Origin of the sequence: Flavobacterium pygoscelis, assembly GCF_023162025.1 — a bacterium.
Taxonomy (GTDB): domain Bacteria; phylum Bacteroidota; class Bacteroidia; order Flavobacteriales; family Flavobacteriaceae; genus Flavobacterium; species Flavobacterium pygoscelis.
Map to the genome: position 1 here is coordinate 375,217 of NZ_JALNUB010000002.1, position 24,394 is coordinate 399,610.

Sequence of the window (24,394 nt, forward strand, 5' to 3'; positions counted from 1 at the left end):
TTATTTTAGTGTGTTTTTATAAAATGTTGCACAAAATTAAGGAATTAAGTTTTGTTTAAAGTTTAATTAGCAAGGTTTTTTGCTAAGAAAATGCATTCATTAACAAATGGTTATAACACAATACAATACAAATTGAATTATCGTTAATAAGAATTCCAAAATGTACTAAAATCAAAAAAATATTAAGCGGTAAAAAAAATGACTATTCTTTAATATGCTTTAAAGAGCAACTATTGTCGTGTTTTTAACTTCATTAATCATAAAGGTACTGTGTGTACTTCCTATGTGTTCTAAAGTAGTGAGTTTTGTGACTAAGAATTCTCGATACGCCTCCATATCTTTGACAACAATTTTCAGAATATAATCATAATCACCACTTACATGATGGCATTCTAAAACTTCCTTGAGTTGTATTACTTCACTTTCAAACTTTGAAATAAATTCTTTTGTATGCTGTATTAGTTTTAGATGACAAAAAACAACAAACCCTTTTTCGACTTTAGAACGATTAACAAGCACCACATATTTGTCGATAATCCCTTCTCTTTCTAGTTTTTTGATGCGTTCATAAACTGCAGTTACGGAGAGATTTAATTTAAGAGAAAGCTCTTTGGTTGTTTTCTTACAATCTGATTGCAATAGGAAGAGTAATTTTTTATCGGTTGCGTCTAATGTCATTTTTTAGAATTTGAATTGAAATAAAATCTATAATAATCTTATTTTGAAAGCTAATTTAGATAATTAATTTACAATTATATCATTTGATAGTTTTAAAATCTAATATAAAACTATAGCATTGATTAATAAACTGAAATCATGTTATTTTGAATGCACTTATTAACAACTAAAAACCTAGCCCTGATAGTAGCGGCATCCTTTTAGGAGCGATAGCGACTAAAAGATACAGCGAATAGCAGGAAATAGCTCCTAAAAAAATAGATATGAAAAACTTTAACCCCGCAGACAACATTCAAGATTTACAATACTTTGGAGAATTTGGTGGTGTAAATCCATCGATTTCTGATTCCTCTACTTACACTTTCCTTTCGGCGAAAACCATGTTCGACACTTTTGAGGGAAATATGGAAGGATGCTACTTATATTCTCGCCATTCTTCGCCTAGTAATTTGTATTTAGACAAAGCTTTGGCAGCGATGGAAGGAACTCAATCGGCTAATGTATCGGCATCAGGAATGGGAGCTATTACTCCTACTCTATTACAATTATGTGGAACGGGTGATCATATTGTTTCTAGTAGAACTATTTATGGTGGAACGTATGCGTTTTTGAAAAATTTTGCTCCAAGATTAGGCATTACAACGGCATTTGTAGATATTACAAAACTTGACGTTGTAGAGAATGCGATCACTTCAAATACTAAAGTTTTGTATTGTGAAACTGTGAGTAATCCCTTGCTTGAAGTAGCGGATATTGAAGGTTTATCTAAAATTGCAAAACGTCATAATTTAACGCTTGTGGTTGATAATACTTTTTCACCACTATCCGTTTCTCCAGCAAAATTAGGCGCTGATATTGTGATTCATAGCTTAACAAAATACATTAACGGAAGTAGTGATACGGTAGGCGGAGTAACGTGTGCCTCTACTGAATTTATTAATAGTTTAAAAAATGTAAATAGTGGTGCTAGTATGTTGCTTGGGCCAACAATGGATAGTATACGTTCCGCGAGTGTAATGAAAAATTTGCGTACGCTACATATTCGTATGAAACAACACAGCCATAATGCCATGTATCTTGCAGAACGTTTTGAAAAAGACGGATTAATAACTGTTTATCCAGGTTTAGAAAGTCATCCGAGTCATAAAATCTACAAAACGATGATTAATCCAGAATATGGTTTTGGAGGAATGATGACACTAGATGTAGGCACTTTGGCAAAAGCCAATGCTTTAATGGAATTAATGCAGTCTAAAAACTTGGGGTATTTAGCTGTGAGTTTAGGATTTTATAAAACTTTATTTAGTGCTCCAGGAACCTCAACATCGAGCGAAATTCCAATGGAAGAACAAATAGAAATGGGATTGACAGATGGTTTAATTCGTTTTTCTATAGGTTTAGATAATGATATCGAAAGAACGTATCAGATGATGAAAGCTTGTATGATTGAATTAAACATTCTAGCTTCATAAACTTGAAATTCTTGTATAAAAGTAAAGCCTGTATTATAGTACAGGCTTTTTCTTTTGATAAAATCATTAAAAATTTTCGTTGGAATTGGGTACTAAAAGATATTCATTTTGAATAATTATTTTCTAGATTAATTCAATCGTTTTACAGGAGAAATCATGATTTTTTTAGCCATTTGCATAAAACTTTTTCTAAATCTAATTTGATGATTGGTTTGGGTAAATAATCATTCATTCCCGCAACAAGACACTTTTCTTTATCTCCAACTAAAATTCCTGCCGTAATTGCAATGATTGGAATATTTTCAGAATCTTTTAATTCTCTAATTTCTTGTGTTGCTTCATATCCATTTTTATTAGGCATCTGAATATCCATTAAAATAACATCGGGTTTCTCTTTTTTATAAATTTCAACTGCTTCGTTACCATCGTAGGCCTCAAAAATAGTACAGTTAGAAATAATTCGTTTTACTAATGTTTTTGCCAAAAGCATGTTGATCTTATTATCCTCAACTATCAATACTTTGATACCATCAAGAATTGTTGTAGGCTCATCACTAATAATTGGTACTAGTTTTGGCACTAATTGTGAGGTGTCTTTATTTTTTACTTTTTTAAATTTAACAATAAAGAAAAAATCACTTCCATCTCCGTATTTACTAATTAACTGTAATTTACTATCCATCAAACCCGCTAGCTGATTTGAAATAGCCAAACCTAATCCGGTGCCACCAAATTTACGATTGGTTGAGTTATCCTCTTGAACAAAAGATTGAAATATCTTCTCATTATTAGCCATTTTGATTCCGACACCAGTATCTTTTACAGAAAATTTAATAGTAGTGTATTTTTTTTCATCCGAAGGAATTTCATTAATATCAAGATGAATTTCTCCAAAACTGGTAAACTTAATTGCGTTACTCAATAAGTTGACTAATATTTGTTTTAATCGAATGGAATCGGCTAGAATATAGTTTGGAATAGTTTTATCAATACTTAAAATCAAAGCAACTCTTTTCTGATTGGCTTGAAATTTAAATAAGTTAATAATTTGAGTGGCTAATTTATTGAGATTTACTTTTTCTATATTAAGTTCTAATTTCCCAGACTCAATTTTAGAAAAATCCAAAACATCATTGACAATTTCCATTAGCGATATAGCAGATTCATTGACAGTATTCATATATTCTGCCTGATTTTTCTTGAGATCAGATTTAACCAATAAATGGGTAAAACCAATAATACCATTTAATGGAGTTCTAATTTCATGACTCATGTTGGCTAAGAAATCACTCTTCGCTTTATTGGCAGATTCTGCTAATTCTTTAGCATTAAGCAACTCCATTTCCAACACTTTTTGTTCGGTAATATCTAAAAAACTAACTACAATTTCGATGATGTTTCCGTAATGATCTACATCAGGATATCCGTTGACTAACAACCAAATTAGATCTTGAGTATTGGAACGAGTAACTCCTAATGTGAAATTTTTTAGAGGTTCTTTATTTCTAATAATTTGGCTTACAGGGAAATTATCTAACTCCATAACCGTTTTATCTTCATTTAGAAATTTCCAAGTAGAATCAAAAGCTGAAATACCTATGATTTGATCATCCCTTAATCCTAATAATTCTGCTGCTTTTTTATTGGCAACCACAACAGAAGTATCAGCTGCATGAACCACAATACCGGCATCGAGATTATTAAGTAAACCTCTGTAACGCTCTTCACTTTTAAAAAGTGCAGAATCTGATTCTTTGGCCGTTGTTATATCACGACATAAACATATAAAATGGGTTTCATCATTAAAATTTTCTTTCATTGGAGCGACAGAAAGTTCAAACCAATGCAGACCACTTTTAAGTTGTAGTGTATATTGTTTTCCTGCTGAAAAGCCTTTTTCATAAGCTTCGTTAATAGCCGATAAACATATATTAGCTGCATCTAAAGGAAGTATATCTTTAAATTTCTTTCCCAAGAAAAATTGTGCTGGCATTGCTAATAAATCATTACGACGGGAATGATAATTGTAAATTTCACCATTCAAATCTACTTCAAACAATAAATCAGGAATAGCACCAAGAATGGCTTCCATTTTTTTATTCATTTTCTTGAAGTCATCATTTATTTTTTTGCGTTCGGTAATATTACGAACAATAGCTACTATTCGGCCATCAGCAATCATTTTGGCTGTAATTTCTACATCAATTAGAGTTCCATCTTTACGCAGCATAGTGCGTTCTAGTAAAGTTCTTTTTCCATTTAATAATTCCTCAAATAGTATGGGTCTCGCTTTAAGTTCTTTATTAGTGTATAATTCTTTTATATTTTTACAGCAAAGTTCCTGATTGGTATATCCCAACATTTGGCATGCACTATCATTTACTTCTAATAAATCACCCGAAATATCATTAATAAAAATAGCATCTGAGGCTTGCTCGACCAAACTTCGATATTTATCTTCACTACTAATAAGTTGCTCTTTAATATTTTTTAATTCTGTGACTTCAATCATGGCTCCATTTAGCCTAATTGCTCTACCTTCCTCATCTCTGGATATAATTCCTCTGTCATAAAAAATTCCATAAGTGCCATCTGCTTTTTGAAAACGAAATTCATCAGACCATAAACTTACGTCGCTTGCATAGGAATCATCCATTTTTTTGGTTACTCTTTCTCGATCATCGGGATGCACTCTTGAACGCCAAATTATACTGTTATTAACACCTGTACGGTTGGTACTACCGAAACCCAAAAGTTCTACAAATCTTTTGTTATTCCAACTTTCACCCGTTATCAAGTCAACTTCAAAAACGGCATCGTTTGTAGCGGCCGATATCATTTCATATCTTTCGTTAGCAATTTTTATTTTTTGTTCTGCCTTTTTAATATCAGAAAGGTCTAATCCCATTCCTAAAATTCTCTTTTTCCCTTTGTATTCTAGACAATGGGAATTAATATAAAATGGAATCTTACTTTTATCTTTGGTAAAAAGTTCAATTTCTATTCCAGGTGAATTTTTCTCAAACAGTGATTTTATTCTACTTTGTATTTTATCCTTAAAGTCTATATCATAAAAATCAACTGGTTTCATCTTAGCAATTTCCTCCGTGTTGTATCCTGAAACTGTTTCGAAATTTTTGTTCCATCTACTAATAATTCCTTTTTCATCATAGAGATAAAAAATGCCTGGAAGATTATTAATTATCATTTCCGAGAGCTGTTTTTCTTCTAAAATAGCATCTTCGGCAAGCTTACGCTCCGTAATATCAGTCACGGTACCTATATATCCTATGATTTTATTTTTAAGATTTCGTTCTGGCATGGCTTTACCAATAACCCAAGCAATGGATCCGTCGGGACGAACAAAACGAAATTCTGATAAAGATAATTCTTGATTACTGGAAGCATTTTTCCATCCTTCAATCAATGAAGCTCTATCTTCTATATGAACCGCCTTAAACCAATCCTTTCCTATGGCTTCCTCATAGGACAAGCCAGAAACTTGACACCAGTAAGGATTAACATAAGTTGTAGCTCCGGCTAAATCAGTTCTAAATATTCCAACTTGAGAAACTACTGTTAGCGTGTGGTATCTTTTTTCGCTTTCTAAAACTTCCTCTTCTGCTTTTTTTCTTAATAATTCTTTTTCAAAAATTTCTAACGCAAAAGCAACATCGCTGGTAGCACCTACTAAAAGTTGAATTTGTTCTGCATCAAAAAAGTTTTTCTCATCTGCATAAAAAGAAAAAGCTCCAATTGTTTTACCAAACTTTTTTATTGGTACCGACATTAAAGAATTATAACCACACAATAATGCATGTTCTTTCCAGGGCAACATCATGGGATCGTTTTCAATATCATTACATACAATATATTGATTTTCTCTGATAGAACGACCTGCAGGTCCTCTCCCTAAAGGTCCATCTTCTATAGAGATTGTTTTTATTTTAGAAAAATAATCATTATCAATTCCTTCCATTCTTATAGGAACGATTTGATGATTTGTTTCATCTAAAAGTCCAATCCAAACCATTTTAAACTTGCCTAATGCTACAGCAATCTTACAGGCTTCTCTAAATAGCGTTTCTTGATCTACTGTTCTAACAATCATTTGATTCATCTGACTTATAAAGGAATAAAGTCTATTGGCCTTGATTATTTTTTGCTTTGTAGAAATTCTCTGAGTTATATCTGTGACAATACCGTGACAAATTACGGTACCTTCTGGCTCAACAACAGGCAAAGAATTGACATCGTGCCAGACTAAACCTTTTTGTGGATGAAAATAACGGTATTCACATTTTAATGGAACTAATTTTAATTTAGTTTCTTTTATACTTGAAACTACTTTTTCATAATCAAGTGGATGTATGAGTTTAAATATTTTATTGGCATCATTTTTAATTTCTTCAAACGAAAAACCATATATATCTTGTATTGCATTACTAGCATAAGAATAATGTAAAGCTCCATCTGCGGTTTGTCGCATCGAATATATTAAACCCGGTGAAGTTGCAGCAATTTTATCAAATTTTTCTTTTTCACTTACAATAGTGTCATGAGCAATTTTAGCTTCTGTTACCTCTTTTAAATTCAAAATGATGCCACCAACATTAGGATCTAAAATTCTATTATTCAAAACTCCTTGTAACCAAATATAATGTCCATTTTTATGTTTAATTTGAACAAGTATTGGTATTGGTATTCCGGGATTTTCAAGAGATTTCTCTATATTTTTTTTGACATAATCTAAGTAATCTGGATGAAAGTAGTCTGAATTTTTGATTATTTTAAATTCGCCATCTGAATATCCTGTAATTCGCTCTGACGAAGAACTTCTAAAAATAGTATTGAGATCTTTATCTAATATGGCAATAATCCCATCATTATATTCTACTAGAGCACGAAATCTTTTTTCATTTTGCTCAATCTTTTTCTCTGTATTTTTCTTTTCTGTAATATTTTTAAAAAAACCCAGATATAATGTTTCAGAAAGTTTTACAACATCAAGAAAACACCATATTTGTTCCCCATTTTTACGACGAATTCTTTCTTCGCCTTTCATCATTCCTGTATTCTTTAACAACTGGAATTTAGCAATTGAATGATCAAGATCATTACTAAAAGAAAGTTCCCCAAATTTCATTTTCAACAGTTCTTCTTTAGAATAACCCGTCAATTGAATGGCAGCTTCATTGACTTCTAAATAATTTCTTTCATTGTCGATTACAAAAACTCCATCAGGAGCATTAGCAATGTAATTCTTAAACTTTGCATTGCTTTCTTGCTCAAATAATTTCAGTTTAAAGTCGGTTAAAGCCTTTTCCTGACTTTTAATCGCTTTTTGAGCGCTTTTTTTCTCTGTAATATCTTGTGTATTTCCTCGTAAGGCTATAACTAATCCTTCTTTATCAATTAATGGAGTAACGATTGAACGAAACCATTTTTTATTACCATTTGACAAAGTGACCTTTTTCTCTACTTCAAATGGTAGTTTATTAATGAGTGATTGCTCAATTTTATTAAAAAAATATTTTTTGTTTTGTTCTGAATAAATACTTGTAAATTCTTCAAAGAGGTTTTGATCGGAGAATGTTTCTATTTCATAGAGTACATATAACTCTTGAGACCAAATCATTTTTTGATCTTGCATGTCTAGTTCCCAACTGCCTATTTTAGCAATTTTTTGAGCATCACTAAGTAATTTTTGATTTGAAAGTAGGTGCAGTTGACTCTTTTTAATTTCCGAAATATCTTTACCTATTCCATAAACAAATTCCTGTGTGGGAGACAAAGTGATTGTCCATTCTATCGTAACAATATCTCCATTCTTTTTTATATAGCGATTTTCAAAGTAAATCGAAGATTGAAACTTTGATAATAACACCAATTCTTCATTTGTCTTATAGCGATCATCAGGATGAATAAAGTTCTGAAGAGGATTGGATAGTATTTCCTCTAAGCTATAACCTAAGGTTTTTAGAAAAGCGAGATTGGTCTCTTTAATAAACCCATCAAAGCCAGCGATGCAAACTAAATCTTGAGATCCTTTTTGGTAAAAATCAAAGTTTAAGAAAGATTGCTCCTTTTTTAATAGCCTATTTATTTCTAGATCCTTATTTCTTATCAGATCAAGTAAATCATTGTAGGTAGGCTCGTCATTATTCATGCTTATGAATTTGATTAAAAGTTAAATATAACAAAATATTATTGTAAATAAAAAACGAAAAACTTAAATATTTTTTAACACTAAATACTTAAACCTGAAATAGTACTTCAATAGTATTGCAATAAAATTGAGTCTCAAAAAATGAAGTAGAAAACCTCTTTTGTTAATTAATATAATTTGAAACTTTAGCTTTTAAATTATATAGTAAGCTACAATTTTATAGACAACAGTTATTGCTCAACAGCATAATTAAAAAATTAATAAAAAAAATTAATAACGTTTGTATATACAAATAAAAAAAGTGTTACATTTGTACCAACAAATTACATATAGATAAAATATGAAAATTGAAGAGGTTTTAAAGTCAACAGTACCGATGGATAATTCTAAAAAAATCATCCTAAATATTTTGTACACGCAGAGTATGATTACCGATAAATTTAATGAAATACTTAAATCTTATGATATCTCCGGAGAACAATATAATGTACTTCGAATATTAAGAGGTCAAAAAGGAAATCCTGCAAATATGTCGATGATACAAGAACGAATGCTGGCTAAAACGAGTAATACCACCCGATTAGTTGACAAGTTATTATTAAAAGATTTCGTTACCCGAAAAGTTTGCCCAGAAAACAGACGTAAAATAGAAGTTCTAATTACCCAAAAAGGATTAGATATACTTAAAGATCTTGATCCTAAAGTAATACAGCACGAGCAGTTTTTTTCTAATAACTTAAGTTCAGACGAAATTATTCAATTAAACTATTTATTAGAGAAATTTAGAAACCAATAACGTATAAAAACAACATGAATACCTTTATAGAAAATCAAAATTGGAGATACGCTACAAAAAAATTCGATAGCTCCAAAAAAATAACAAATGAAGAAATTGCTATCCTAAAAGAAGCTATACGTTTAAGTTCTTCTTCTTACGGATTACAACCATATAAAATTATTATTGTCGAAAATCCAGAATTAAGAGCCCAATTGCAACCAGCGGCTTGGGGACAATCACAAATAGTAGATGCTTCGCATATCATTATTTTTGCTAATGAGTTAAATTTTGGAGTAACTGGAATTGACAGTTATTTTAAAAATGTTAGTGAAACAAGAAATGTTACTCTTGAAAGTATGAAAGGCTACATTGATTTTATGAAAAAGACGATCACAGCACTATCAGAAGATGAAAAAAACAACTGGTCTGCCAAACAAACCTATTTGGCTTTAGGAAATCTTTTGAATGCGGCGGCTGACTTAAAAATTGATGTTACTCCAATGGAAGGTTTTGTTCCAGCTCAAGTTAACCAAGCATTAGGACTTGATAAATTAGGACTGAACGCCACATTAATAGCAACTCTTGGCTACAGACATGAGGAAGATGCTACGCAACATTTCAAAAAAGTTAGAAAATCAAACGAAGAATTATTTATTACTCTATAATTATTAAACCTTAAATTAAATTTACAAAAAAAATGAAAAATTTTAAAGCAATTGCATTAGCATTAGTAGTAGTTCTAGCTACAACATCAGTATCAGCACAAACAAAAAAAGTAGATGTTACAAAAAGTACAATCAACTGGACAGGGAAAAAAGTAACAGGACAACATGAAGGAACAGTAAACCTAAAAGACGGTAGTCTTGTTTATAAAGGGAAAAATGTTGTAGGTGGTGCATTTACAGTAGACATGAATTCAATGATTGTAACTGACTTAAAAGAAGGTCAAGGTAAAGAGAAATTAGAAGGTCACTTAAAAGCGGATGACTTTTTTGGAACTGATAAATTTGCTACAGCTACTTTAGTTTTCAAAAAAATTGTTACTAAATCACCTAATTTATATACCGTAACTGCTGATTTAACAATAAAAAACATTACTAAACCAGTAATTTTTGATCTTGCTACAACAGCAAATACTGCTACAACTAATTTAAAAATTGACAGAACTAAATATGATATTAAATATGGTTCTGGAAGTTTCTTTGATAACCTAGGAGACAAAGCTATCAATGATAATTTCGATTTAACTGTAGCTTTAAAATTCTAATTTACAAAACACCATTTTACAAACCCCAGCAAGAAATTGTTGGGGTTTTATTTTTTTAAATAAGAAAAAATAAAACCATTTATAAAAAAATTAACATTTGATCTATTTGAATAATCAAATTACATTTATATATTTGCTGCAATAAAATAAAACATGAACACAATTTTAAACAATACTTGGTGGTGGAACAATTTACGTCAAACGTCGTGAACTAAGCTCCTATAGTATTATTTGAACTATAAATATAAAAGGCTTGTCATCACGACAAGCCTTTTTTTTGTGCCAATAAAATAGTAATTATTAAATTTATTTCTCTTGAAACAGTATATCTTAAATACAAAACACAAACAAATTCTCGCTGATACGATCACTCCTGTGAGTGTATATCTTAAAATTAGAGATAAATTCCCGAATAGTTTGTTATTAGAAAGTAGTGATTACCACGGTAATGATAATAGCTTCTCTTACATCTGTTGTAATCCTATTGCTTCGATAAAAATTGAAAATGAGACTATCTCTAAAACGTATCCTGACGGAAATGTTGAGAAAATAATTATCGACTCAAATACTGATATACCACAAATCATTGAGGAGTTTTCACATCAATTTAAATCAGAGAAAAATGATTTTAAATTCATCAATAACGGATTATTTGGATACATTTCGTATGATGCAGTTCGTTATTTTGAAAAAGTAGCTATTGCCAAAAAAGAAAATAGTAATACGATTCCTGATGTCTATTATGCAGTTTATCAAAATATTATTGCGATTAATCATTTCAAAAATGAAGCATATATTTTTTGTCATAGTGTCGATGATAGAAACAACATTTCAGAGATTGAGCAATTACTGCAATCCCGAAATATTGCTTCTTATAAATTCAGTAAAGAAGGAGAAGGTTTCTCTAATTTAACCGACAATGAATTCAAGCACAATGTTTCTTTGGCTAAAAAACATTGTTTTAGAGGCGATGTTTTTCAATTGGTGTTATCCAGACGATTTACTCAAGGTTTTAAAGGAGATGAGTTTAATGTATATCGCGCCTTGAGAAGCATAAACCCTTCACCCTATTTATTCTTTTTTGATTATGGCGATTTTAAAATATTTGGATCTTCTCCTGAAGCTCAAATTATCGTAAAAGATCGTAAAGCGGAAATCCATCCTATTGCAGGAACATTCAAAAGAACAGGTGATGACGAAAAGGATGCCGTTCTTGCCAAACAATTATCAGAAGATAAAAAAGAAAACAGCGAACATGTAATGTTAGTAGATTTAGCCAGAAATGATTTGAGTCGCAATGGTCATGATGTGAACGTTGAAAAATACAGAGAAGTACAATTCTTCTCGCATGTAATTCATTTAGTTTCAAAAGTAACGGGACATTTACATGAAAAAGCCACAACCATGCAAGTAGTTGCCGATACATTTCCTGCGGGAACTTTGAGCGGAGCGCCTAAACATCGCGCTATGCAATTGATTGAAGACTACGAAAAAACAAATCGTAATTTTTATGGAGGAGCGATTGGCTTCATGGATTTTGAAGGTAATTTTAATCATGCTATAATGATTCGTACTTTCCTCAGTAAAAACCATCAATTGCATTCACAAGCCGGTGCAGGAATTGTTGCCAGCTCTGATGAAGAAAGCGAAATGCAAGAAGTTTACAACAAGTTAAGAGCGTTAAATGCCGCTTTAGATTTAGCCGAAACAATATAAATCCCCTCCCAAGCCGTCCCCGAAGGGGAGGAAGACGAGACTAAAAAATTTTAAAATGGAAAATAAAAATACAACTAAACCAACAGTTCCAACTTCGGGGGCTACGGGAAAAATACTAGTCATAGACAATTACGATAGTTTCACATATAATTTAGTGCATTATCTCGAAGATTTAAATTGTGAGGTGACCGTTTTTAGAAACGATGAATTTGATATTGAAGAAATTGCATCTTTTGATAAAATACTTCTTTCTCCAGGCCCAGGAATTCCAGATGAAGCAGGATTGCTAAAAGAAGTAATTCGAGTATATGCTTCAACAAAAAGTATTTTTGGAGTCTGTTTAGGACAACAAGCGATTGGCGAAGTTTTTGGCGGAACACTTTCTAACTTAGATCATGTTTATCATGGAGTAGCAACAATGGTAAAAACAGTGGTTGACGATGAGCTTTTATTTGAAGGTTTAGGAAACGAATTTGAAGTAGGTCGCTACCATTCTTGGGTTGTAGATACTAATTTACCAGATGTTCTAGAAGCAACTTCTTTTGACGAAAATGGGCAGGTAATGTCGTTACGCCACAGAACTTTTGATGTCCGAGGCGTACAATTTCATCCTGAAAGCGTGCTAACACCAAATGGAAAAAAGATATTAGAAAACTGGGTAAAAAACTAATAATTAATAATTAGCAGTCCTTAAAAATCGGTTCCACTTTTATTTTTAAAAAATGAAAATAGTCAAAATCCATATTGTATTTATTTTACTACTTACTTTCAGTTTTATTTCTTGTCATCAAAATACGGAGCAAAAAATAGAAACTAGAAATTCTACGCAAAAAAAAATAACATTGGACTTGCTTGATTTACAAGCAAAAAATAAGTTAGGAAAAGATACCATTGTTACAATTGTTAATGATCCTGTTTATCATAAAATAAAAAAATACAAAGCAGTAAACGCTGAAAAATTGATTAAAAGCCAAGTTGAATTAAGTACAATTGATATAAAAAACACTAAAATTGTTTTTGAGTGTATTGACGGTTACAAACCCGAAATGCCATTAGAATTATTTTTGAACACCAAATCTTTCCTAGCCTTCCAAGATGTCGAAGCTCCAAAAGGTTTGAAATGGGAGAAAATAATTAAAAATGAAAACGAAATGGACGCTACGCCTTTTTATATCGTTTACGAATCCGTTTCAGAAAAAGATAGCCGTTACAAATGGCCTTATAATTTGATAAAAATTCATCTTGAACCTAGTAATACATCCCGTAATGAATTATTTCCTATAGATAATAAAAAAGTTGAAATAGGCTATAATTTATTTCAAAATCAATGCATTACCTGTCATGCCATAAATGAAATTGGAGGAACTATGGGCCCAGAATTAAACTATCCAAAAAGTGTTACCGAGTATTGGAAGGAAAAAGAATTGGTTGCTTATATAGTTAATCCTGCCTCTTTTAGACATAAAGTAAAAATGCCGACTTTAGGAATAACCCAACAGCAGTCCCAAGAAATAGTTGATTATTTAAAATACATGGCACAACATAAAAAAAGCGAGTAGGATTTAATTAGCCTTAAAAAAAAGAATCCAAAATCATATACCCCATTTGAATCTTAAAAAAAAATGAAAAATATATTAAACAGATTGATCAATCATGAAACGCTTTCGAAGGAAGAAGCTAAAAATGTTTTAGTAAACATTTCCAACGGCAGTTACAATACTAGCCAAATCGCCTCTTTCTTGACTGTTTACATGATGCGTAGTGTAAGTATCGACGAACTTTCTGGGTTTCGTGAAGCTTTACTTGATTTGTGTATTCGCATCGATTTATCGGCTTACAATACGGTTGATTTATGTGGAACGGGTGGTGACGGAAAAGATACTTTTAACATCTCTACTTTAGCATCATTTGTAGCTGCAGGAGCTGGAATTAAAGTTGCTAAACATGGAAATTACGGTCTCTCTTCTATTTCAGGATCTAGTAATGTCATGGAGAAATTAGGAATTAAATTCAGCAATGAATCTGATTTTCTAGAACGTAGTATTGACCAAGCTGGAATTGCAATTTTGCACGCTCCTTTATTTCATCCTGCGATGAAAAACGTAGGTCCCATCCGAAAAGAATTAGCAGTAAAAACCTTTTTTAATATGGTTGGGCCAATGGTAAATCCATCCTTTCCTCAAAATCAATTAGTAGGTGTTTTCAATTTAGAATTGGCACGAATGTATGCCTATTTGTACCAAAATACAAACACAAATTTCACGATTTTGCATTCGCTTGATGGTTATGATGAGGTATCACTAACAGGACCAACGAAGATGATAACTAACAATCGAGAAGGAATGGTGAATCCAGAAGATTTTGGTGTTTCTCTTTTGGCGCAAAGCCAGATAGAAGGCGGAACTACTATTGATGAATCGGCGCAAATGTTTATCGATATTATATCAGGCAATGGAACTGAAGCGCAAAATAACGTGGTTTGTGCCAATGCAGGAATGGCCATTGCGACGGTGACAAAATGTAGTCCTTTAGAAGGATTTCAAATAGCAAAAGAGAGTTTACTGTCTGGAAAAGGACTTTTATCTTTGAAGAAATTACAAGAATTGAGTAGATAAATACAAATTAAGAATCTAAGTACTTGCAGGATAAAAATTTGTACACAGATTAACACAGAATAAAAAATTAGTGCCTTTGCGCCTTAGTGGCAAAAAAAGATTAAAAGAATTCCTTAGCAGTAAAAACAAATATGAATATACTTGACAAAATTATAATCGACAAAAAAAGAGAAGTTATTCTCAAGAAATCAATCATTCCAGTTTCTCAATTGGAAGCATCGATTTTCTTCGAAAAAAAGACTATTTCTTTGAGTAAAAGTTTAAAAAATAGCACCTCAGGAATTATTGCCGAGCACAAACGTCGTTCGCCTTCAAAGGCAGAAATCAATTATGGTTTTACTGTCGAAGAAGTGGTAAAAGGATATGAAGAAGCTGGTGCTTGCGGAATTTCAATTTTAACCGATGGAAAATATTTTGGAGGTTCGTTAGACGATTTACTTTTGGCTAGAGCCTCGGTCAATATTCCACTTTTACGAAAAGAATTCATCGTTGACGAATACCAAATACTAGAAGCAAAAGCCCACGGAGCCGATTTAATTTTACTAATTGCTGCAGTTTTAACTCGTGAAGAAATCAAATCACTATCTGAATTTGCAAAAAGTTTAAACCTAGAAGTTTTACTTGAAGTACACAATCAAGAAGAATTAGAAAAATCAATAATGCCTACACTAGATATGATTGGCGTAAATAACAGGAACCTAAAAACATTCGAAGTGAGTTTAGATTTCAGCAAGCAATTAGCAGCACAAATTCCAGATGATTTCGTAAAAGTATCAGAGAGTGGCATTTCGTCAATTGAAGCAATAACCGAATTAAAACCATTTGGTTACAAAGGTTTCTTAATAGGAGAAAATTTTATGAAAACGGATAATGCTGGAAAGGCAGCCAAAGAGTTTATTAGTAAAATTTAATCCCCCTAACCCCCGAAGGGGGAACTAGCAACAGATAAATAAATTTTATTATGCAATCATTTTCAAGAAATAATAACAATAAAAATTGCGGTATAAATCCGCCGCAACAATTCCCCCTTCGGGGGGCGGGGGAATTTGGGATCAAAATCTGCGGCATGAAATATCATGAAAACATACTCGAAGTAGCATCGCTCCTACCCGATTATATGGGATTTATTTTCTGGGCAAAATCAAGTCGTTATTTTGATGGAATTATTCCAATTTTACCGAAATCGATTAAGAAAACTGGGGTTTTTGTAAATGAAACTATAGACGAAATTTTGGCGAAAGCCGAAAAGCACGATTTACAAGCCATACAATTGCACGGCTCAGAATCTGTTACGTTCTGTAAAGAATTAAAAAATAAAATGCACACTGAAATCGAAATTATAAAAGTGTTTTCAGTGGATGATAGCTTTGATTTTGAACTTTTAAAACCTTATGAAACCGTTTGTGATTACTTCCTTTTTGACACTAAAGGAAAATTACCGGGAGGAAACGGAACAACATTCGATTGGAAAACACTTGAAAATTATCCTTCTACAAAACCCTTTTTTCTAAGCGGCGGAATTGGAATTGAGGAATTACAAAGTGTACAAGAAATATTGAAAACAAAATTACCCATTCATGCCATTGACGTCAATAGCAAATTTGAAATAGAACCCGGATTAAAGAATGTAGAATTATCTAAAGATGCGATCATTCGTATCTCAAATATAAAACAATAAAAAGAAAAAATCATGTCATACCACGTAAACGAAAAAGGCTATTACGGAGAATTTGGAGGTGCCTTCATTCCTGAAATGTTATACCCAAATGTCGAAGAACTACGCCAAAACTATTTAAAAATAACAGCGGAACCTGAATTCCAAGCTGAATTTGATGCTTTGCTAAAAGAATATGTGGGTCGTCCTACACCGCTTTATTTTGCAAAACGCTTATCAGAAGAATACAACACTAAAATCTATCTAAAAAGAGAAGATTTGTGTCATACGGGAGCGCACAAAGTCAATAACACCATCGGCCAAATCCTTTTAGCAAAACGATTAGGTAAAACCAGAATCATTGCTGAAACGGGTGCAGGACAACACGGTGTTGCAACCGCTACTGTTTGCGCACTTATGGGATTAGAATGCATTGTGTACATGGGCGAAGTCGATATTAAGCGCCAAGCGCCAAACGTGGCTCGTATGAAAATGTTGGGCGCCGAGGTTCGTCCGGCAATGTCAGGGTCTAAAACTTTAAAAGATGCTACAAATGAAGCCATTCGAGATTGGATTAATAATCCCGTTGATACGTACTATATTATTGGCTCCGTTGTGGGACCGCATCCTTATCCAGACATGGTAGCGCGTTTTCAAAGCGTAATTTCTAAAGAAATCAAAGAACAATTATTAGAGAAAGAAGGTCGTGAAAACCCGGATTATGTGGTTGCTTGCGTTGGTGGTGGTAGTAATGCTGCCGGAACCTATTACCATTTCCTTGATAATGAAGACGTAAATATAATTGCTGTCGAAGCTGCCGGTTTAGGCGTTCATTCTGGCGAAAGTGCTGCTACATCAGCGTTAGGAAAAGTAGGTGTTATTCACGGTAGTAAAACATTGTTGATGCAAACTACTGATGGACAAATCACAGAACCCTACTCTATTTCTGCAGGATTAGATTATCCAGGAGTTGGCCCCATGCACGCGCATTTGTTCGCTACAGGAAGAGCCCAATTTGTGTCTATTACAGATGATCAAGCCATGCAATGGGGAATCAAATTGTCTAAAATGGAAGGCTTAATTCCCGCTATAGAAAGCGCGCACGCCTTTGCCGTTCTGGACGAAATGAAATTTAAACCAGAGGACATCGTAGTGATCAATCTTTCCGGCCGAGGCGATAAAGATTTGAATACATATATCGATTATTTTAAATTATAAAAGATCTTTTGGGGCGTTTCCCCGCTTTCACTAGCGTTACAGCGGCGGGCGGGCTTTTCGTTGCAATCTTTTCCTTTTTTAAGAAAAAAAGGAAAAGGATTTACACTGCAATCCCTTACGCGAATCCAATAAAACAACTTATATAGTTTTTAAAAAATTGACGGTCAAAAAACAAATTAATTCTCTTTTAAATCTAATAATTCAAATACTTAAAGATTGTTAAAAGAGTAGAAAAAAATATAAAATGAACAGAATAAATAAAAAATTACAAGAAACCAAAAAGATATTTTCCATCTATTTCTCTGCTGGATATCCTAATTTAAACGATACCGTTCAAATCATTCAAGATTTAGAAAAAAATGGTGTCGATATGATCGAAATTGGTTTGCCTTTCAGTGATCCATTAGCAGATGGACCAACCATTCAAGCCAGCTCAACAAAAGCGCTCCATAACGGAATGACCACTCAAGTTTTGTTTGATCAACTAAAAGACATCCGAAAAATAGTAACCATTCCTTTAGTGATTATGGGCTATTTTAATCCGATGTTACAATACGGAATAGAAAATTTCTGCCAGAAATGTGCCGAAATAGGGATTGATGGATTAATTATTCCGGACCTTCCTGTTGATGTTTACGCGGATGAATACAAAGCAACCTTTGAGAAATACGGATTAAAAAATATTTTTCTAATCACGCCACAAACTGCAGTAGAACGCATTAACTTTATTGATAGCGTATCTGATGGATTTATTTATATGGTAAGTTCGGCAAGTGTTACAGGATCACAAACTGGTTTTGGTGCGGAACAAGCTGATTATTTCAAGCGCATCTCTGACATGAACTTAAAAAACCCACAAATAATTGGTTTTGGAATTAGCAATAAAGAAACCTTTAACCAAGCCACTCAATATGCTAAAGGTGCCATTATAGGAAGTGCTTTTATCAAACATCTAACCCAAAATGGAACTGGAAAAATCAAGGAATTTGTAGAGGAGATAATTTAAATTTTATTTTTTGATAATCAAAAACGGCATTTAAAATTTGTTTTAACTGCCGTTTTTTTTTTATACGCATAACAACATTTTTCTTATGGTAAAACTGCATAAATATAAATTTGTAAGAAATTATTTTATATATTTGAAATAAAGTAATGTAGGAACGTTTCTATACTTATCTACCCTGATTTGGTTATATAGGTATGATAAAGTCATACATATATACAATTTGGTGGCAATTTAACCTCAAAATCACGAATATAAAACTAAAATAATACATAAAAAATGGAGATAATTAACTCAATAATAATCATTTGCATAAACTTGTTAATCGTTACTTTTCTCTTAAATAAAAATTGGAAAAATCTTAAATATTCTTTTTATGTAACATTAATATTTATTGTTTTGAACTTAATTATTGATAATATTTCATATAAATTGATTCCAATTATTCTATTTTACTCTTTAGCAATTTTAATTCTAAACTTTATGAGTAATCAAATTAATGTTATAAAAAATAACACAACTGTTTCAGAATCATCTAAAATTAAAATGCTAAAAATAAAATTTTATTGTGTTTCATATGTCTTTCCAATAATGATAACAATATTTCAAATAATCTTTCTTTTCAGTAATGAAATGCAAAATGAAATATTACGTAAATAAACTGCCACCAACAGCCGTTTGGCGAGATTGGGGTTTTAGGCTTAATTTAAAGATGGTTTTGTACTTGGAAAATTTGTGTTTAATGGAAAAATCTCGCATCTTTACTCCCCAACCTCGCCAAGCGCCAAGACGTTACCTGCAAGCATATTTGAAAATCGTTAAAAATACAAAATCAATGAATAAATTTAATATTTCTTATTTTTTAATTTTATTAAATACTGTCGTTTTTTCTCAAAGTAATTTTAATATTAGTGGAAATTTACAAGGCTTTGAGGAAAATTCTATAATTAGAATTGAAAAAGAAAATATCGTTTTAGATAGTTGTGTTTTAATCAATGGTATTTTTACTTTAAAAGGTGTTTTAGAGAATCCATCGATTGTTCATCTAACAATCAAAAAAGAGGACAAATTTAATTATACCACATTATTCATAGCAAACGAAAATGTACAATTAAACGCAAAAATTGAAGATTTCCCATTTAAAATAAAAACAAATGGTTCTAAATTTGACAAGGAAAGGTTTGAATTAGATAATAAACAAAATAATTTAAATAAAGAGAGAGATGAAAATTTAAACGAAATGTTTTTATTGAGAAGTCAAAATAAATGGAATGATAGCTTACAAGAAGCATATTGGAGCAAAACAAAGCCTTTAGGTAAAATTATAGTTATTGATAATAAATTGGATGAAATTAGAAATGAATTCATAGCTAATAATATCAATTCAGAATATTCGCTTTATCTGTTAACTATTTATAAGACTGAATACACTAACAAAGAACTTTCAAACTTTGTAAAAAAGCTTAAACCTTATTTCAAAAAAAGCATTTATGCTCAAAGTATTATTTCGTTTTTAAAATATAAAAATCTTGAAATTGGTCAGCAGTATTTAAATTTTAAAGCGTCTGATAAGATAAATAATTTAGTAGAATTTTCTGAATATTTCGATAAAAAATATGTTTTACTTGATTTTTCAACAGATAAATGTAGTTGGTGTTTAAAAGCAATACCTGCATTAGAAGATTTAAAAGAAAATCTAAAAGATAATTTAGAAATTATAACATTTTATGTTGATAAAACTGAAGAAGGTTTCAAAAACATAAGAAATAAACATAGTGAAAATTGGATTTTTTTGTGGGATAAAGAGGGTCGATTAAGTGAAACTTTTTCTAAATATCGAATTTTCTCAACTCCTACTTTCTTTTTATTTGAACGAAATGGTAAATTAATAAAAAAATATGAAGGCTATTCCGATAAACTTAAAGACGAAATAATTAATGAAATTAACAATGCCAGCAGGTAACAGCGGTTTTGCGAGATTGCGAAATAAGTGGTTAATTCACGTTTATCTTTCGCAAGAAATTTTATCTTAGCAGAAAAATCTCTGTTCCGAAGTTCGCAACCTCTCCAAGCGCCAAGACGTTTGCGGTTATATTACCCCAATCAACTAAAAAACAACATTCTATGAAATACATTTTAATTCTTTTTACATTTTTCTCAATTAATTTAACAGCACAAAATATTCTGAAATTTGACAAAAAAAATACTGAATGTGAAGACAAATGGATTTCATACCAAATAGACAAAGACAGCACGTATGTTTTCGGATTTATTTACATTGATTCAGAAGCGGGATTAACACTAAACTATGAAGGGAAATTTAAAATTGATAATAATGGTAAATTCAACAGAATAGAAAGTGAAACTAAAAATGAAGTTGGCTTTATTAAGGTTAGACTTGAACCAAGCAAAACTGCAATTGCTGAAATACCTCAATCAAAATTTAAAGAGCTAAATATTGATAAAACACCAAGTTGGTTAAAATCATATAAAACTGATGAGAATTCAGTAAACAGATTATTTCGTTGGGGTTATATATATAACGGTTGGAACGAGTGTGAAAAAGCTTTAACATTTTTAGAAAAAGCAGAAAAAATAGATTCAAAATTTAAAGGCTTGCAAACTGAATTAGCATTTTCTTATAATGCTTTAGGAAAATTCGACAAAGCTGAAATATCATTAAAAAAATCAATTGCAGAAAACCCAAAAGAATGTTACACATATAAAGAGTTAGCTTACACTTATACAAAACTTGTGAATTTTGAAAAAGTTGTAGAAACATATACAACAATGACCAAAATATGTACAGAGCAAAACTTCATTCAAGAAACCGCTTATAATTTAGCTTACGAATATTTTAAAATAAAAGATAAGACTAAATTTAAAACGTGGAAAACTGAAGCAGAAAAATGGTCGAAATCTGAAAATAAGTACACAAAAAATTTAATTATTATGGAAACTGAATTGAATAAATAAAAAAACTGCTACTAACAGCCGTTTGTCGAGATTGGGGTTTTAGGCTGAATTTAAAGATGGTTTTATACTTGGAAAATTTATGTTTAATGGAAAAATCTCGCTTCTTTACTCCCAAACATCTTGTAGCGCCAAGATTTTAGCGGTAATCCTGAAAAATCGCTGCGAGATAATAAGATATATCCTCTTATAAAAATATATTAAGAGAAATGTAACATTTTGAACATACTTGTATCTAAAAGGCAAATTAGTAAATTAACCATTTAAATTTTAGAAAAATGAACAAGTACAAAATTACAATTATCACACTCTTATTTACAGTCTTAAGCTTAAATGTCTTTGGACAGAATAAAACGTATTTTTTTGAAATTCAAAAAAATGGACAAGGAAAACAAGCTATTATTTTCATACCAGGTTTTGCTAGTTCGGGCGAGGTTTGGAATGAGACAAAAACAGAATTTGAAAAAGAATACATTTGTTATACTTTAACAATGGCAGGTTTTGCAGGTGTAGAACCACAAAATAATTCAACCTTTAAAAATTGGGAAAATTCAATTGTAGATTTTATTAAAGATAACAAAATCATAAGTCCTATTCTAATTGGACACAGTATGGGTGGTGGTTTAGCATTGGCTATTGCTTCAGATTATCCTGATTTAATAAGCAAAATAATTGTAGTGGATGCACTTCCTTGTTTGCAAGCATTATCAAATCCAAGTTTTAAATCAAAAGAAAAAAATGACTGTTCTGCAGCTGCAAACCAAATTACTGCAATGACAGATGAACAATTCTACAAAATGCAAAAATTGTCTATTCCAAGACTTTTAGTAGATTCAACAATGCAAGAAAAAGTGGTAAGTTGGAGCGTGAAATCAGATCGAAAAACATTTGCAGAAATGTACTGCGATTTTTGGAATACCGATTTGAGAGAGAAAATTAAAAATATAAAATGCCCCAATTTAATTTTATTAGAATCTTACTTTGTAAATATAAAACCAAGTATTGAGGAACAATACAAAAATTTAAAAACAGCCAATTTACAATATGCTAATAAAGGATTGCATTTCATAATGTACGATGATAGCGAATGGTATTATGCACAATTAAAAAAATTCTTAACAACGAAATAATGATATTTGAAGAGATATATAATACGTATTGGCAAAAAATATTTCGTTTGTGTATGGGTTATGTAAATGATAATGATATTGCTCAAGATTTAGCACAGGAAACTTTTATAATTGTATGGCAACAATTACCAAAATTCAGAAATGAATCTAATATTGGAACTTGGATATTTAGAATCGCTTCCAATAATTGTTTACGACAAATTGAAAAAGAAAAAAGAATCATAAAAACCGAATTGCCCATAAATTTAAAAGAAGAAAACCAAGAGTCTATTGAACCCAAAATTCAAATACTTTACAAATTTATTTCTGAATTGCCTGAAACGGAACGTATCATTATTTCTTTAGAATTAGAGGAAATAAAACAAGCCGAAATAGCTAACATCGTTGGTCTTTCAGAAGCAAATGTAAGAGTGAAAATTCATAGAATAAAAGAAAAATTAATGCAAAAATTTAAAGAAAATGGACAACAATAATATAGACTTCGCAACTATTTGGCAACAACAAAAAGTGAATCAACCTAATATTGAAGAATTATTGAACAAATTAAAACAATTTAAAAAGTCAAGTTTACAAAAACTTATTATTTTTAATATTTTACTTCTTGCAACAAGTGGATTTATTATTTTTATTTGGTATTATTATGAACCACAATTTATAACTACAAAGATCGGAATTGTTTTGACTATTTTAGCAATGGTTGTATTTGTGTTTTCTAACAATAAACTATTTTCTGTTTTTAATAAAATTGACAACACTAAAAACAATAATGAATATCTACAAAGTTTATCTGAATTAAAAACTAAACAAAAATATATGCAAACAACAATGTTAAGTTTCTATTTTATAACATTATCACTTGGCATTTGTTTGTATATGTACGAATACAGTTCAATAATGACGACTGGCTGGGCTATTTTTGCATATTTTATTACATTAACGTGGATTGGATTTAATTGGTTTTATATCAGACCAAAAATCATCAAAAAACAACAAATAAAACTTGACGAATTAATAAGTAAATTTGAAACTGTAAACAAACAGCTAAACGAAAAAGAATAAAGGTTTAGCGCTAACAACCGTTTGGCAAAACGTTAGGTGCAATTATAAAAAAATGGAGAATATAAAAGAAAATTTAAAATATATAATATATTGGACTATAATTTTTATTGTTTCAATTTCAATGATTATATATGGAATTGCAAAACCTTTCCAATTTGCTAATTTTACAAGTTCAACAAATATCAATCTATCCCAAGGTCATAAACTTATGTGGAGTTTTTATTCATACTCCTTAACTTATCCAATTATTATTGGTGTTTTTGAAATTATTGGTGGAATTACTTTACTATTTTACCGCACAAGAATTTTAGGTTGTATACTTTTAACAGTTATACTTTCAAATGTAATTATTCAAGATTTCGTTTATGAAGTAACAGCATTAAATTCCGCAATATTCTACCAAGTTTTAGTATTAATTATAATATTCTTTGATTTTAAAAAGTTAAAAAATATATTAGTAGAACTATTAAAATTTCAAAATAAAAAAAAGAATCTAATTTTATTGATTATTGCATTATGTATTGCTTTAATCATTAAATATTTCGAAACAAAAATATTATAAAAAAACTGCATATAGCCTTTACAATATGTTTAGTTTTTAGGCTCAATTTAAAGATAGTTCTGTACTTGAAAAACTTGTATATAATGGAAAAATCTCCCGT

The 24,394-nt window shown here is 30.9% G+C and carries 20 protein-coding genes; 18 read left to right on the top strand and 2 right to left on the bottom strand.

Annotated elements, in window-relative coordinates; translation table 11 throughout:
* Window positions 1-219 precede the first annotated feature (219 nt).
* Window positions 220-678, bottom strand: a complete 459-nt coding sequence (locus MW871_RS03835; protein ID WP_210646200.1) for an Lrp/AsnC family transcriptional regulator — start codon at window positions 676-678, stop codon at window positions 220-222.
* A gap of 263 nt (window positions 679-941) precedes the next feature.
* Here MW871_RS03835 and MW871_RS03840 point away from each other — a divergent pair, with 263 nt between their 5' ends.
* Window positions 942-2,150, top strand: coding sequence for an aminotransferase class I/II-fold pyridoxal phosphate-dependent enzyme (locus MW871_RS03840; protein ID WP_248427617.1), 1,209 nt, complete (start codon window positions 942-944; stop codon window positions 2,148-2,150).
* 154 nt (window positions 2,151-2,304) lie between these two features.
* Here MW871_RS03840 and MW871_RS03845 read toward each other — a convergent pair whose 3' ends face one another.
* Window positions 2,305-8,319, bottom strand: a complete 6,015-nt coding sequence (locus tag MW871_RS03845) for a PAS domain S-box protein (protein WP_248427618.1) — start codon at window positions 8,317-8,319, stop codon at window positions 2,305-2,307.
* 340 nt (window positions 8,320-8,659) lie between these two features.
* Here MW871_RS03845 and MW871_RS03850 point away from each other — a divergent pair, with 340 nt between their 5' ends.
* The 17 genes from MW871_RS03850 (at window position 8,660) to MW871_RS03930 (ending at window position 24,294) form a co-directional block, all read left to right on the top strand.
* Entirely contained in the window at window positions 8,660-9,115 is a 456-nt protein-coding gene (locus MW871_RS03850; protein WP_188051706.1) for a MarR family winged helix-turn-helix transcriptional regulator, read from the top strand.
* 14 nt (window positions 9,116-9,129) lie between these two features.
* On the top strand, window positions 9,130-9,762 hold the full coding sequence (locus MW871_RS03855; RefSeq protein WP_188051705.1) for an NAD(P)H-dependent oxidoreductase: 633 nt from the start codon (window positions 9,130-9,132) through the stop codon (window positions 9,760-9,762).
* Window positions 9,763-9,794: 32 nt separating this feature from the next.
* Window positions 9,795-10,364, top strand: a complete 570-nt coding sequence (locus MW871_RS03860; protein ID WP_248427619.1) for a YceI family protein — start codon at window positions 9,795-9,797, stop codon at window positions 10,362-10,364.
* Window positions 10,365-10,679: 315 nt separating this feature from the next.
* Window positions 10,680-12,080: an anthranilate synthase component I family protein gene (locus MW871_RS03865; RefSeq protein ID WP_248427620.1), complete on the top strand. Its 1,401-nt coding sequence runs from the start codon at window positions 10,680-10,682 to the stop codon at window positions 12,078-12,080.
* Window positions 12,081-12,135: 55 nt separating this feature from the next.
* Entirely contained in the window at window positions 12,136-12,750 is a 615-nt protein-coding gene (locus MW871_RS03870) for an anthranilate synthase component II (protein ID WP_248427621.1), read from the top strand.
* A gap of 52 nt (window positions 12,751-12,802) precedes the next feature.
* Entirely contained in the window at window positions 12,803-13,639 is an 837-nt protein-coding gene (locus MW871_RS03875; protein ID WP_210646196.1) for a c-type cytochrome, read from the top strand.
* Between the two features lie 63 nt (window positions 13,640-13,702).
* The gene (gene trpD, locus MW871_RS03880) at window positions 13,703-14,695 is read left to right on the top strand and encodes an anthranilate phosphoribosyltransferase (protein ID WP_248427622.1); all 993 of its coding nucleotides are present in this window, start codon (window positions 13,703-13,705) and stop codon (window positions 14,693-14,695) included.
* 131 nt (window positions 14,696-14,826) lie between these two features.
* Window positions 14,827-15,606: an indole-3-glycerol phosphate synthase TrpC gene (trpC, locus tag MW871_RS03885; protein WP_248427623.1), complete on the top strand. Its 780-nt coding sequence runs from the start codon at window positions 14,827-14,829 to the stop codon at window positions 15,604-15,606.
* A 155-nt stretch (window positions 15,607-15,761) separates the two neighbouring features.
* Window positions 15,762-16,373: a phosphoribosylanthranilate isomerase gene (locus tag MW871_RS03890; RefSeq protein WP_248427624.1), complete on the top strand. Its 612-nt coding sequence runs from the start codon at window positions 15,762-15,764 to the stop codon at window positions 16,371-16,373.
* A 12-nt stretch (window positions 16,374-16,385) separates the two neighbouring features.
* The gene (gene trpB, locus MW871_RS03895) at window positions 16,386-17,567 is read left to right on the top strand and encodes a tryptophan synthase subunit beta (protein WP_248427625.1); all 1,182 of its coding nucleotides are present in this window, start codon (window positions 16,386-16,388) and stop codon (window positions 17,565-17,567) included.
* 244 nt (window positions 17,568-17,811) lie between these two features.
* Window positions 17,812-18,573, top strand: coding sequence for a tryptophan synthase subunit alpha (gene trpA, locus MW871_RS03900; protein WP_248427626.1), 762 nt, complete (start codon window positions 17,812-17,814; stop codon window positions 18,571-18,573).
* A gap of 739 nt (window positions 18,574-19,312) precedes the next feature.
* Window positions 19,313-20,533, top strand: a complete 1,221-nt coding sequence (locus MW871_RS03905) for a thioredoxin-like domain-containing protein (RefSeq protein WP_248427627.1) — start codon at window positions 19,313-19,315, stop codon at window positions 20,531-20,533.
* Window positions 20,534-20,694: 161 nt separating this feature from the next.
* The gene (locus tag MW871_RS03910) at window positions 20,695-21,546 is read left to right on the top strand and encodes a tetratricopeptide repeat protein (protein WP_248427628.1); all 852 of its coding nucleotides are present in this window, start codon (window positions 20,695-20,697) and stop codon (window positions 21,544-21,546) included.
* 275 nt (window positions 21,547-21,821) lie between these two features.
* Window positions 21,822-22,673 (top strand): alpha/beta fold hydrolase, encoded by an 852-nt coding sequence (locus tag MW871_RS03915; RefSeq protein ID WP_248427629.1) that lies wholly within the window; start codon window positions 21,822-21,824, stop codon window positions 22,671-22,673.
* Window positions 22,673-23,146, top strand: coding sequence for an RNA polymerase sigma factor (locus MW871_RS03920; protein ID WP_248427630.1), 474 nt, complete (start codon window positions 22,673-22,675; stop codon window positions 23,144-23,146). Before MW871_RS03915 ends, MW871_RS03920 begins: the two co-directional genes overlap by 1 nt.
* Window positions 23,133-23,732, top strand: a complete 600-nt coding sequence (locus tag MW871_RS03925) for a hypothetical protein (RefSeq protein WP_248427631.1) — start codon at window positions 23,133-23,135, stop codon at window positions 23,730-23,732. Before MW871_RS03920 ends, MW871_RS03925 begins: the two co-directional genes overlap by 14 nt.
* A gap of 52 nt (window positions 23,733-23,784) precedes the next feature.
* The gene (locus MW871_RS03930) at window positions 23,785-24,294 is read left to right on the top strand and encodes a hypothetical protein (RefSeq protein WP_248427632.1); all 510 of its coding nucleotides are present in this window, start codon (window positions 23,785-23,787) and stop codon (window positions 24,292-24,294) included.
* Window positions 24,295-24,394 lie beyond the last annotated feature (100 nt).

Bases quoted from the DNA above. Each gene is read 5' to 3' on its own strand.
- MW871_RS03840 (WP_248427617.1), top strand. From the start codon at position 942: ATGAAAAACTTTAACCCCGCAGACAACATTCAAGATTTACAATACTTT.
- MW871_RS03845 (WP_248427618.1), bottom strand. From the start codon at position 8,319: ATGAATAATGACGAGCCTACCTACAATGATTTACTTGATCTGATAAGA.
- MW871_RS03925 (WP_248427631.1), top strand. From the start codon at position 23,133: ATGGACAACAATAATATAGACTTCGCAACTATTTGGCAACAACAAAAA.
- MW871_RS03910 (WP_248427628.1), top strand. From the start codon at position 20,695: ATGAAATACATTTTAATTCTTTTTACATTTTTCTCAATTAATTTAACA.
- trpD (WP_248427622.1), top strand. From the start codon at position 13,703: ATGAAAAATATATTAAACAGATTGATCAATCATGAAACGCTTTCGAAG.
- MW871_RS03915 (WP_248427629.1), top strand. From the start codon at position 21,822: ATGAACAAGTACAAAATTACAATTATCACACTCTTATTTACAGTCTTA.
- MW871_RS03875 (WP_210646196.1), top strand. From the start codon at position 12,803: ATGAAAATAGTCAAAATCCATATTGTATTTATTTTACTACTTACTTTC.
- MW871_RS03850 (WP_188051706.1), top strand. From the start codon at position 8,660: ATGAAAATTGAAGAGGTTTTAAAGTCAACAGTACCGATGGATAATTCT.
- MW871_RS03890 (WP_248427624.1), top strand. From the start codon at position 15,762: ATGAAATATCATGAAAACATACTCGAAGTAGCATCGCTCCTACCCGAT.
- trpC (WP_248427623.1), top strand. From the start codon at position 14,827: ATGAATATACTTGACAAAATTATAATCGACAAAAAAAGAGAAGTTATT.
- MW871_RS03870 (WP_248427621.1), top strand. From the start codon at position 12,136: ATGGAAAATAAAAATACAACTAAACCAACAGTTCCAACTTCGGGGGCT.
- MW871_RS03855 (WP_188051705.1), top strand. From the start codon at position 9,130: ATGAATACCTTTATAGAAAATCAAAATTGGAGATACGCTACAAAAAAA.
- MW871_RS03860 (WP_248427619.1), top strand. From the start codon at position 9,795: ATGAAAAATTTTAAAGCAATTGCATTAGCATTAGTAGTAGTTCTAGCT.
- trpA (WP_248427626.1), top strand. From the start codon at position 17,812: ATGAACAGAATAAATAAAAAATTACAAGAAACCAAAAAGATATTTTCC.
- MW871_RS03835 (WP_210646200.1), bottom strand. From the start codon at position 678: ATGACATTAGACGCAACCGATAAAAAATTACTCTTCCTATTGCAATCA.
- MW871_RS03930 (WP_248427632.1), top strand. From the start codon at position 23,785: ATGGAGAATATAAAAGAAAATTTAAAATATATAATATATTGGACTATA.
- MW871_RS03905 (WP_248427627.1), top strand. From the start codon at position 19,313: ATGGAAAAATCTCGCATCTTTACTCCCCAACCTCGCCAAGCGCCAAGA.
- trpB (WP_248427625.1), top strand. From the start codon at position 16,386: ATGTCATACCACGTAAACGAAAAAGGCTATTACGGAGAATTTGGAGGT.
- MW871_RS03920 (WP_248427630.1), top strand. From the start codon at position 22,673: ATGATATTTGAAGAGATATATAATACGTATTGGCAAAAAATATTTCGT.